The following is an 11691-nucleotide window of genomic DNA, read 5'->3' as shown; positions in this document are numbered from 1 at the left end:
CTAGTGGCCGTTAGCGCAAGATGCAGGCGCACGGGCAAAAAGGGGAAACGATGAGCAGACAAAACACAGTGAACTCAATTCGAGAAATCAACCTTTCTTATCTAATGCTTGCGCAGTGCATGTTGCACGAAGATCGGGCGGTTGGAATGTCGCGCCTCGGCCTGTCAGCGCAAGTTGGCGATCTCCTGGCGAGCCTCACGCGTGCTCAGGTCGTCAAGCTTGCAGCGTCCGACCAACTGCTGTGTTTCTTCCGCTTCAACGACGCTATGATGCTCAGCGCGCTTACTCAACCAGCACACCGCGCAACGGACGTCGTACCACCCCATGCGGCTGTCTTGCTGGCGAGCCAGCCCGCTGAACTGTTCGTTCAAAAAGTGGGCGCCCATCTCGATCAATAAAGCCTCATCGACACCGCACATGACGGACCCGTCGCGAGCGGCTTGATCGAATTCAAGCGGTGAATGGAGTTGCCGGAAACGAACCACGCTCTTGCGCGACCGGATGTTCCGGTAAGACGCTAAGCGAGGCATGTTACCGGAGGAAGACACAGTGCCGTTTTGGGCCACTGATAAATGGCGCGGCTGCCAAAACATCCATGTCTCGGTGTTCCAAAGCACGTGCGTGTTCCTCCTGGACGGGCACTCCAACCATGTACCTTGATGCGTAGACCAAGCTGAATCGGGTGTATTCCTAATCATGGGGTCACGGCGATTCTAAAGCGGTCCCCGTTTTGAGACCGAAATTCGAAACGATGTTCCTGGTAGCCGCTTGAGTTTAATCAGTGGTAGCACCTCCTCCGTACCCTCTCGCTTCCCACAAACGCGTTTTCATCCGGACCTCGGGTAAAGCTACAAAGCTGTACGTTTACCCGGTCCAGCCGATGGCAAGGCACAGACGGTATTAGGAAGTCGCGCCGTGTCACAGGTCCATTTCACCCTCGGAAACGGTGGCGTCGCGCAAACGGCGATGCTGCTTCCCGACATCGCGAGCCACGATTGACGCTCGCGTTGAATTCTGCAAGTAGGTATCGATGACAGATGATAACGACACGCCCAATCATGTCCGGGTAAGCGACGATGCTGAAGCGGGGAGCATCATGGCGGAGTGCGCGGAGGAGCTACAAATCCCTTCCTCGCTCGCCGTGCCAAGCACTGAACAACAAGTCGCGGAGGTCGTAGCATTCGTTACAGACGACGATCCGGGATCTGTCCCGGTTGTGCTACTCGTTGATGACGAGCCGAGTGTCTTGTCATCCCTCAGGCGTTTGCTCAGGCCGACACGCTATCAGGTGCTTACCGCAGAAAGCGGGGCGGCCGCGCTGGAGATGCTCGCGTCAACCGAGGTCGATTTGATCATCTCGGATATGCGCATGCCTTATATGAGCGGAGCAGAATTCCTCGCTCACGCGCAAGCGCTATATCCGCATACGATGCGTATTTTATTGACCGGCTACTCGGAGGTCGAATCGGTTGTTCGTGCGATCAACGAAGGCGGGGTCTACCGGTATCTTAACAAACCATGGGACGACCAGGACTTGCTCCTGACAGTCGAGCAGGCACTCGAGCAACGGCGGTTGCGCAAGGAAACCGAGCGGTTGACCGCGCTTACGCACAAGCAGAATGATGATTTGCGGAGGTTTAACGCCGGCCTTGAAGCCCAGGTTCTGGCGCGAACGGAGGAAATCCGTCAGACCGTCATGTTCCTCGAGGACGCGCAACGCGATCTGAAGCGTAATTTCTCGACGATGGTGCAGGTCTGCGCAAGCATGATCGAGCTGCGCTGCGGCGTCCTGGGCGGCCAATCACTGCGCATCGGCGAGATGGGGCGGCGTTTGGCGCTGGCGTTCGACATGAGCGATTTGCAGGCTCAGGATGTGTTTTTCGCCGGCCTGCTGCACGGAATCGGCAAGCTGTCGCTGCCAGACGAATTGCTTCGCAAATCGCTTGATCGACTTTTGCCCGAGGAGATCCAGTTTTTTTATCAGCATCCGCTGCGCGCACAAATGGTGTTGACGCCAGTCGCGCAGCTGGATCATGTTGCGCACATTGTCCGCCATCAGTACGAGCGGTTCAACGGCCGAGGCACCCCTGACGGTTTAGCTGGTTCAGACATTCCGTTTGGCTCGCGGATTTTGGCAGTGGCCCGCGATTTCGAGGGTCTGCGAAGCGGCGGCATCGTGAAGCAAGCCGCCTCGCTCGAACAGGCAATCGTGATGCTCAACTCGCAGGCGGGGACGCGCTACGATCCCCAAGTTGTTGATCGCTTCGTAGCATTGGTAAAGGATCCGCTCGCGCTGAGCGGTGATACGCCAGTTACGCTGATCGACGCATCGCAGCTCCGCGAAGGGATGCGTCTCGCCGATGACCTGCACACGAGCCGGGGCGTGCTCCTCCTGGCGAAGGACGGCGTCGTGTCCGCCCATCAAATCACACAGGTGAAGCGTTTTCAGGCGCAGGACAAGACGCCATTTGCGATTCTGGTCCACACGGGGGAGCGAAGCCAACCCGAACCTATGCGCCGCTAAACGCGCCATCACAACGCGATGTCGGCTATGACAGTTCCGATAATGTCGAGCGCAAGCGTCGGTTAGTGATTACATCAGCTCACCGCTACAGTGTGGCGGCTCACAGAGAGACATAGATGAACACGCCTTATAGCCCGTTGGCGAGCGCTGACGAATTCGCCAAGCGCACTCGCATGCAGAAACGCCTGGTCGGTGAACTGGCTGTTCAGCGCGACCAGTTAAAAGTGGCACTGGAGAATATGCCACAAGGCATTTGCATGGTGGACGAGATGAGCCATCTCACAATGTGCAATGCACATTTCCTCCATATGCTTCAGCTCCCAGCCGATGCGTTCGACCACGGGAACACCTATGTCGAGGTCCTGTTGCGCAGTCCGGTCTTCGGCGACCAGGTCGAGCGCCTAGCTTATCCCTATGCGGCCGAATATTTCGCGATGGTCTGGTCAAGGGCTCACGGGACGGTGCAACAACTGTGGTTCGACGAACGTGTCATGTCCATTACACATCAACCGTTGGAGTCAGGTGGTTTTGTCGAAACGTTCGACGACGTCACGGAGCTGCGCCAAGCCGATGCACGCGTTGCGCACATGGGGACGCACGATGCGCTGACCGATCTGCCAAATCGGGCGCTGCTTAGGCAACGCATCGATGAGACGATGGCTTCCGGCGACCAAGCGCGTTGCGTGCTGCTTTATATTGATCTGGATCGTTTCAAGAACGTGAACGACACGCTCGGCCACGCAGTCGGTGACGCGCTGTTGCAACACGTCGCCGAACGGCTCACTCAAAAGCTACCAAACGGAGCCCTGGTTGCAAGGATCGGCGGCGACGAATTTGCGGTGCTGGTGCGAAACGGTGTCGGACGCGGCGACATCGCGATGCTTGCCGAGCAACTAATCAATGGTGTCAGCGACCCGTACATGGTCGAAGGGCATGCAATTGTCATCGGCACGAGCATTGGCATCGCGATCGCTCCTGAGCACGGTTGCGAATGGGGTGCGCTCGCCAAGCATGCGGATCTTGCGCTGTACGAAGCGAAGTCGGCCGGGCGAGGATGCTATCGCTTCTTCGAGCTTGAGATGGAACGTTCGATGCAGGCTCACAGAGCGCTCGCACTCGAATTGCATCAGGCGATCGGTCGACACGAATTTGAATTGTGCTACCAGCCGCTCGTTAATCTTCACCCACAACGCGTCAATGGCTTCGAGGCGCTGCTGAGATGGCGAAACCCCAAGCGGGGAATTGTCGGAGCGGGCGAATTTGTGCCACTTGCGGAGGAGCTGGGCCTGATTGCGCCAATCGGCGAGTGGGTGCTCCGCCACGCCTGCTGGCGAGCAACGCGCTGGCCCGGTTCCCTTCGCGTATCGGTGAATCTCTCCGCCGCTCAGTTTCGGGGTAATAGCCTGGTAGACGCCGTCACGTCCGCGTTGAGGGAGTCTGGGCTTGCACCGCATCGACTCGAACTCGAGATCACGGAGTCGCTGATGCTCGAGAATACGGACGCAGTGCTGTGCGTGCTGCGGCAACTTCAACGGATCGGTGTCAGCATCGCGATGGATGATTTTGGCACGGGCTACTCGTCCTTGAGCTATCTAACGATGTTTCCGTTCGATCGCATCAAGATTGACCAATCATTTACAAGAGGCATTGGTCAACGTCCTGAAGCCGAAGCGGTCATTCGGGCCGTGATGGGAATATGCACGAATCTTGGCATCGTCAGCACTGCGGAAGGGGTGGAGACGAACGCACAACTCGACTTCTTATCCCGAGCTGGCTGCGATGAGGCGCAAGGGTATCTTTTCAGTCCTCCGCGCCCGGAACAGGAAGTTGCCAACTTTCTCGCGTCGTGGACGCCGAGCGAATCGAGCCGGGCAGCGGTACTAGCCGATACACGCACCGGTCAAAGCGCGATACAAGGCGGCATATAGTGACTTCTCCGTCATCCCGCACGGTGCCTGCTTGGTCCGTGAATCTCGATGCATGCAACGCCGTGCGAGAAGTGCACCTGCATCGAACAAGCGCCGTATTTCACTTCAGTCCAACGGCTTCCTTTCTAAACCGTCCGAAAGAAAGTTTCTACCAGGACCAGGATATGTATCAACACCCTCATAACCATGTCTAGACTCCCGGGAGTGTTCGATGCATTGCGAGCCGTTGCCGCACAACGCCTCCCGGATGAATTATTCGCTACCATGATTCGCGCCGCTATCGAGATCTCGGGCGCGCGCAAGGGTTATCTGCTGTTGCCAGAGGACAAATGGTTGAGGTTAGCGGCGGAAGGAGAGTCGTGCGGTCATTGCTTGAACATCCGCACGCATCGTGAAAGCATGCCATGCCCTAGAGTTCCGATCTCCATTATTACCAACGTACAGCACTCGCATGCTCATGTTGTGATTGCGGATGCGGCACAGGACAACCCTTTTTCGGCAGACCCCTATCTAGTCAATGAAAATGTCAGATCCGTTGTATGCCTGCCCATGACCAGTCAGACTAACTTGATTGGACTTGTTTATCTGGAGAACGATTCTGCGGCCGATGTATTCACGCAAGAGGGGGTGACGTTCCTGGACGCGCTGATTGCGCAGGCAGTAATTTCGCTTGAAAATGCTCGATACTGTGAGCGGCTGGTGCAAGAAAATAACAGATGGAGTGCCGAGCGTGGCGAACTGGTGTTTCAGCGCAGTTTGCTACGTACATTCGCCGAAACTTTTCCCCATCATATTTATGCCAAGGATATTAAAACGCGCTTCATTTTTGGCAACACGGCGGTCGCGCACGCAATGGGCGTTAAGACTCCTAATGATTTGATTGGAAAGACTGATTTCGAGTTTTATCCTGAGGAGTGCGCAGCACAGTATTATCTTGAAGAACTAGCGATAATGCAGACGGGCCAGCCGTTGATTCATCATGAAGAAGAACTTAACTATCTTCTCGCCAACGATGTGGCGTGGATGTTAACGACGAAGGTTCCTCTGCGGGATGACGACGGAAAGGTGGTCGGCATTGTCGGTGTCAACTACAACATCACTGAGCGCAAGCAGATCGAGATGGAACTGATCTCGCGTAACGTGGAATTGTCGGCATTAAATGCGAAGCTTTCCCAGGCTCAGGCGCAACTGGTGCAATCTGAAAAATTGGCGTCCATCGGGCAGCTTGCCGCAGGTGTCGCGCACGAAATCAATAATCCGATTGGCTTCATATTTTCAAATTTCAACACCTTAGATGGATACCTGAAAAAATTGCTTACCCTGCTCGCGGCTTATGAGGGGGCTGAACACTTCATCAGTGAACCGACGATAACGGAAAAACTTCGGGTGCTGAGTGAGAGTATCGACATACCTTTTCTGAAAGAGGATGTCCCGGTGCTGATGGGCGAGACCAAAGACGGCATCATCCGGGTGCGAAAGATCGTTCAAGCGCTGACGGAATTCTCGCGCATAGGTGACCATTTGGAATGGCGGTCTGCAAATCTGCATCAAGGTATCGATGCCACGCTGAACATCATTCACAGCGAGGTCAAATACAAAGCAGATGTCATAAAGGAGTACGGCCAGATCCCCGAGGTTGAGTGTTTTCCGTCGGAAATCAACCAAGTAGTCATGAACCTGCTCGTCAATGCAACACATGCGATCGGAGGTGACCGAGGGACGATCACTATTCGCACGAGTGTCGAAAATGGCCGTGTGGCGGTCGAAATAATGGATACTGGTTGTGGCATCCCGAAGGAAAACCTGTCACGCATTTTCGACCCCTTTTACACGACCAAACCGGTGGGGAAAGGGACCGGGCTTGGATTGTCATTGTCGTACGGTATCGCGCAAAAGCACAATGGAACCCTGGGCGTTGAAAGTGTGGTCGGGCGCGGCACCACGTTCCGACTAACTCTGCCCGTCAAACAAGATGTGACTTGACGAAAGCGAGGTGAAGTACGCCAGCGAAGGCGCGGCCTCAGGTATGAAGCTATTGTGCATGTCAGCACATTATCAATGTGAAACCGGCAGTGATCGCAACCGGTTTGAGACACGCTTAAACGAACCGCGAAGTATGCGAACGCGAAGGTGCCGGGAATGCGAGAGCAGTATGGAAGTGTCGACGATTTGCCTGTGTCAGTAAGCCGTATCGCCACGTAAACGCCCTTAGGGCTGAAGCTAGGTGTGGCGCCAAGGCGGTTCCGATTGATCGCGCCACGCCTGGTCCCGGGCAAGATGGGCAGGCGGTCCAATAAATGATTAGCGCCGCCGGCTCTGGGTGATGTGCGCGCGAACGTCAGCTTTGGAGAGAGATCGAATCACGGCTTCGCGTCCAACTACAGGGGCTTCACCGCTCGGGATTAGTTATCCAGGGCTTCATATAAACCCTGCGCTGCTGTCAAATGGGCTGACTGTGCTACGAAACCATAATCCTCTGGCCGCACCAATTGGCATCCGGACGAAGTTCTTACGGCGTCAAACGGGGTGGTTGCGCGAAAGACCATTATCAAGCCGCTAATGTAGGCTGTGTAAATTTGCTGCCAGGCTTTTGTCGGGCCTTTTATTTTTCGTCAAAAAAAAGTCGACGCAAGCGCCGACTTAATGTTCGGGCAATTCCGAAGGCCGACCCGAACTGAGAGAGACTCGATCATACCGCCCTTAACGCAGCTCAGAACTGTCCAATCCCGCGTCCTTGACGTATGTCAATAAATAGCATTTTAGCGAACTTAAAAGCTACGGTCCGCATACACTTCGCTTAATCATACGATTAGAGCACCGATAAACCGTCGAGTTTGCAATTTATGACAACCGGCAGACGTATTGATAGTAAGCATCCGGCGATCTCATCTGGGTTTCTGTTCCTGGGCGTAAGAGCATACGTTTCCACGATCAGGAAGCGGACACGTGCACACTTTTTCCCAAGACATTCCGACCGGGCGCACACGGCGGACCTATAGCACCTCGTTTAAGTCAGAGCTTATCGAGCAATGTCGGCAGGTCGGCATCTCATGTTCAGCCGTGGCGATCTCGCATGGCCTGAATCCTAATGTGCTGCGGCGCTGGATCAAAGAGGCCGCCGATCCTAGCGACGCTGCGCCGCCTGCACCCAAACCGGTTGATGTCGAGCTCAAGCCTGCCGTCGTCGCGCTGCCAATGACCGTGCCGATAGCTCAAGCGCCCGACGCGGCGCAAGCGAACGTGCGTATCGACATTCAGCGCAATGGCACAACCGTGTCAGTGCTGTGGCCGCAGCTTTGCTTGAGTGACAGCGCAGCTTGGGTTCGGGAGGTGCTGCGATGATCCGCATCGACGCCATTTGGCTTGCGACCGAACCCCTCGATATGCGTGCCGGCGCTGATACCATCCTTGCTCGCGTGGTGAAGGTATTTGGGTCCGCACGGCCACATCATGCATATCTGTTTGCCAATCAGCGCTCGACGCGCATGAAGGTCCTGGTGTACGACGGTTTTGGCGTCTGGCTTGCTGCACGACGCTTGAACAAAGGTCATTTCGTCTGGGCCAATGGTCATAGTGATATTGCTGAGACGTTAAATCTCGAGCAACTGCGCGCACTCGTGATCGGGCTGCCCTGGCAGACGTTGGCGCACGACCACGTAATCGCGGTGGTATAGCAAATGACGTAAACAGTTTCGATTCCCCCGGCGTGCAGGTGCTGGCAAACTTGGGGGCATGAATTCACCCACTGATCTCGATGCCCTGAACCCCGATCAACTGCGCGCACTTGCGCGGCAGTTGATGACCCAGGTCGACGAGAAGACGCGTGAATCGCACTACCGCCAAACGCGCATTGACCAGCTCACCCATGAGCTCTCGGTCATCAAACGCCTGCAATTCGGCAGACGTAGCGAACAGTTCACTGCCGAGCAGTTAAGCTTGCTGGACGAGGCCATTGATGAGGATTTGGCCGCGCTTGAGGCCGAGCTGGATGAACTGCGCTCAGACGCGCCGCAGGAGAAGCCCCGCAAGCGGGCCAAACGCTTGCCGTTGCCGCCCCAGTTGCCCCGCACCGACATCCATCACGAGCCGACGGAGTTAACCTGCCCCTGTGGCTGCCAACGCGTGCGCATTGGCGAGGATATCAGCGAGAAGCTCGACTACGCTCCGGGCGTGTTCACTGTTGAGCGCCACATCCGTGGGAAGTGGGCATGTAAAGCGTGCGAGACGTTGATCCAGGCGCCGGTGCCACCGCATGTGATCGACAAAGGGATTCCGACGAATGGCTTGCTCGCACAGGTGTTGGTCGCCAAATACGGCGACCACCTTCCTCTGTACCGGCAGGAACGCATCTTCGCCCGGGCTGGCCTAGCAATTCCACAATCGACGCTCGGTGGCTGGGTGGGCGTATGCGGTGTACGTTTGCAGCCCTTGGTCGACGCACTTCGCGAGGAACTGCTGCGCCACAGCGTCTTACATGCAGACGAAACGCCAGTGCAGATGTTGAGCCCCGGCAAAGGGAAGACGCATCGCGCCTATTTATGGGCGTACACGTCGACCCAGTTCGCAGAGGTGCGCGCGGTCGTGTACGAGTTCGCCGACGGTAGATCTGGCGAACACGCTCGCACCCTTCCTGGGCAATTGGCGTGGCAAACTGGTCGTCGACGATTACAGCGGCTACAAAGCAGGATTCAAACTGGGCATCACGGAAATTGGCTGCATGGCACATTATCCCGAGTGCGGTTTTATCCGGAGGGGATCAGGTTGTCGCCAACGTGCATGTGGCCTATCTGAAGTTCAAACTCCACATAAAGTTTGATCGTTCACAAAGACTGCAAGAACGCGAGCAGGTCGGCCTTTGATTTCCATGGCTTTGTGTTCGCCGGCTCAATGCCGGCCTTCTTCCAGAACGCCTCCATGGCGTCACGCTTCATCTGCAGGTTGATCGTGATGTAGCGACCTGTCGTTGCGACGCTGGTATAGCCAAGGTAGTCGCGAATCACTGTGACGTCGGTTCCAGATTGCAGCAACGCGACGGCGCAACTGTGTCTCAGGACGTGCGGCGTGATGTGCTTTCGCAGCAATGCGGGGTTGTCGCGAGCTGCTGCGGTCGCGTACTTGGTGAGGATGTAGGCGATGCCATCGCGCGTCAGGGGTTGCCCGTTTCGATTGACGAACACGCACTGTCCACCGTCACTACGTGACATGCCCCGCAGTCGATGTAACGCGTTGGCTGTCTCGGGCCACAGTGGCAACACACGCTCCTTTCTTCCCTTGCCGCGCAGGCGAACCTGTCTCGGGGCAGCTAACTGCAGATCGTCCCACCGAAGGCCCGCAGCCTCACTGACCCGAGCACCGCAGTTGTAGAGGAACAGCAGCAGCGTATAGTCGCGCCATCCGTCGCAGGTGCGTTTGTTCGGCATGTTGATGATCAATCGAACATCATCCGCCTCAAGGTAGGTTGATGGCTGCTGGCGCGCTTTCTTGGCAGGAATTGGCCAACACTCGTATGTACTGTTGTGAATGAGTCAGGTCGTTGCGCAGCAGGTGCTTGAAGAAGCCTCGGATCGCTGCACGTCGGCAGTTGCGCGTCGCCGCCGAATTAGATCGCTCAGCTTCGATGTGATCCAGGAAGCGTGTCACGACGTTAGCGTCGAGGTCGGCAAGCTGCAAGGAGACGACACCGCGACCGTTCTGCTCAGAGACGAACTTGAACGTATGCGATCCATCAACGACGCCTCTCTGAGGGTGCACGCCGTTGGAGCGTGGACGATGTAGGGAGCGCGCGATCAGGGAATGTCGGCAGGCATTTTCCAAGGAAGCAGCGCGTCGTATTCATCGACGGTATTTGCAAGTGGCAGCCGTTGAAACAGCTAGGTGAGGTAACGATAGGGATCAATGCGGTGGGCGCGACAGGTCTCCACGATTGAGTAGATGTTAGCGCTGGCGTTTGCGCCCGCAACGGTGTCTGCAAACAGCCAGGAGCGGCGTTTATAGAAAGGCGTCTATAAGGGACGAGCATGGTTATTCGCTGACTCTGTGGGTGGGGCTAAAGCGAGCGCGAACCTGTACTCGCTCGTCCAAACGTGTGTCGCAAATCGTGTCGACGCTTATCGATATCTGGTTGACCTATTTACGGCGCTGCTTATGCCAAGACCGCCGACGACTACGAGGCCTTGTTGCCTTGGAACCTCGGCAAACCCGAAAGGGATGCTTCGGCATAATCTATTCCAGTCCGAGGTGCGTCCTTCACGGACCACTTACCATTCATCCGGCCTAGAAGGCGCATCCATAACCTCCTCTGGAAGAGCCGTTGCCACCCGCAGTGCGTGAGTGTTGAGCAGTCGATATAGCGTTACGCGAGAAATGCCGAGATCCTTTGCTGCATCGCCGAGGCGTCCTCGATGACGCAGCAATGCGAGTTCGATAGCTTGGCGTTCTGCAGCTTCGCGCACGCGGGCCAGGGACATCGGCGCGCTCTCGACATGCTCCCCGAGTTCGAGATCGACCGCGCGGATCTGTCGTCCGTCGGACATGACGATCGCGCGGCGCACGCGGTTAATCAGCTCGCGCACGTTGCCCGGCCAGCCATAAGCCTGGATCGCAGCGATCGCGTCGGGCGCAAATCCTCGTACTCGACGACTGGCGTCCATCTTGAAACGCTCGAGTATATTATTCGCAAGTAACTCGATATCTTGACCGCGCTCGCGCAGCGGAGGTTCTTTAATCTGCAGCACGCACAGGCGGTGGAATAGATCCGGCCGAAAACGACCATCGCTCATGGCCGTCTGCATTTCCACGTGTGTCGCGGAGATAATACGCACATCTACGGGAGTGGAGGCATGCCCGCCGAGCCGTTCAATCGTGCGCTCTTGCAGGAAGCGCAACAAGCTCGCTTGGCTTTCGGACGGCAGGTCTCCGATCTCATCAAGGAAAAGTGTGCCACCGTTTGCAGCCTCCGCCCGTCCGATCTTGCGCTGGTTGGCACCGGTGAACGCGCCGCGTTCATAGCCAAACAATTCCGATTGAAGAAGGTGAGTGGGAATAGCACCGCAGTTGATCGCGATGAACGGCCGATCGCACCGCACTGAACGGGCGTGAATGGCGAGCGCGGTCAATTCTTTGCCGGTTCCCGACTCGCCAGAGATGAACACGGGCGCGTCCGTCATTGCAACCTTGCGGATAGAACTGAACAGCGCAAGCATTGCGTCACATGATCCGACCATGTGACCCTCTGAGTGA

Annotated in this window: 9 protein-coding genes and 3 pseudogenes; 8 read left to right on the top strand and 4 right to left on the bottom strand. The window is 56.5% G+C overall.

Features of this window, described 5'->3' with window-relative positions; genetic code table 11:
- Positions 1-20: 20 nt before the first annotated feature.
- The 7 genes and pseudogenes from flhD to tnpC all read left to right on the top strand — a co-directional run.
- Positions 21-398 carry a flagellar transcriptional regulator FlhD gene (flhD, locus tag ACMX25_RS35880; RefSeq protein WP_414954623.1) on the top strand — a complete coding sequence of 126 codons (378 nt, stop codon included), beginning with the start codon at positions 21-23 and terminating at the stop codon, positions 396-398.
- A 698-nt stretch (positions 399-1096) separates the two neighbouring features.
- The gene (gene nosR / locus ACMX25_RS35875; protein ID WP_414954622.1) at positions 1097-2524 is read left to right on the top strand and encodes a response regulator c-di-GMP phosphodiesterase, NosR family; all 1428 of its coding nucleotides are present in this window, start codon (positions 1097-1099) and stop codon (positions 2522-2524) included.
- Between the two features lie 116 nt (positions 2525-2640).
- A complete protein-coding gene (locus ACMX25_RS35870; RefSeq protein WP_414954621.1) occupies positions 2641-4452 on the top strand; it encodes a putative bifunctional diguanylate cyclase/phosphodiesterase in 1812 nt (603 codons plus the stop codon).
- A 204-nt stretch (positions 4453-4656) separates the two neighbouring features.
- Positions 4657-6435, top strand: coding sequence for an ATP-binding protein (locus ACMX25_RS35865; protein ID WP_414954620.1), 1779 nt, complete (start codon positions 4657-4659; stop codon positions 6433-6435).
- Positions 6436-7398: 963 nt separating this feature from the next.
- Positions 7399-7794: a transposase gene (locus ACMX25_RS35860; protein WP_414954619.1), complete on the top strand. Its 396-nt coding sequence runs from the start codon at positions 7399-7401 to the stop codon at positions 7792-7794.
- Positions 7791-8126: an IS66 family insertion sequence element accessory protein TnpB gene (gene tnpB, locus ACMX25_RS35855; protein ID WP_408501606.1), complete on the top strand. Its 336-nt coding sequence runs from the start codon at positions 7791-7793 to the stop codon at positions 8124-8126. The genes ACMX25_RS35860 and tnpB overlap by 4 nt, the downstream gene beginning before the upstream one ends.
- Before the next feature lie 58 nt (positions 8127-8184).
- Positions 8185-9178: pseudogene (gene tnpC / locus ACMX25_RS35850) on the top strand (IS66 family transposase); the annotation flags it as partial.
- 94 nt (positions 9179-9272) lie between these two features.
- Here the strand turns inward: tnpC and ACMX25_RS35845 are convergent.
- The 3 genes and pseudogenes from ACMX25_RS35845 to ACMX25_RS35835 form a co-directional block, all read right to left on the bottom strand.
- Positions 9273-9884: a tyrosine-type recombinase/integrase gene (locus ACMX25_RS35845; protein WP_414954618.1), complete on the bottom strand. Its 612-nt coding sequence runs from the start codon at positions 9882-9884 to the stop codon at positions 9273-9275.
- A gap of 16 nt (positions 9885-9900) precedes the next feature.
- Positions 9901-10266 (bottom strand): site-specific integrase, encoded by a 366-nt coding sequence (locus ACMX25_RS35840; RefSeq protein ID WP_414954617.1) that lies wholly within the window; start codon positions 10264-10266, stop codon positions 9901-9903.
- Positions 10239-10439: pseudogene (locus ACMX25_RS35835) on the bottom strand (transposase domain-containing protein); the annotation flags it as partial. The pseudogene ACMX25_RS35835 and the gene ACMX25_RS35840, both read right to left, overlap by 28 nt.
- Positions 10440-10464: 25 nt before the next feature.
- Here ACMX25_RS35835 and ACMX25_RS35830 point away from each other — a divergent pair.
- Positions 10465-10673 (top strand): annotated as a pseudogene (locus ACMX25_RS35830) (transposase domain-containing protein); the annotation flags it as partial.
- A 36-nt stretch (positions 10674-10709) separates the two neighbouring features.
- Here ACMX25_RS35830 and ACMX25_RS35825 read toward each other — a convergent pair.
- The coding region (locus tag ACMX25_RS35825; RefSeq protein ID WP_414954616.1) for a sigma-54 interaction domain-containing protein at positions 10710-11691 on the bottom strand (982 nt) is incomplete at its 5' end.

The organism is Caballeronia eucalypticola, from assembly GCF_047608185.1.
GTDB lineage: Bacteria > Pseudomonadota > Gammaproteobacteria > Burkholderiales > Burkholderiaceae > Caballeronia.
This window is presented reverse-complemented; position numbering and strand designations above follow the sequence as displayed.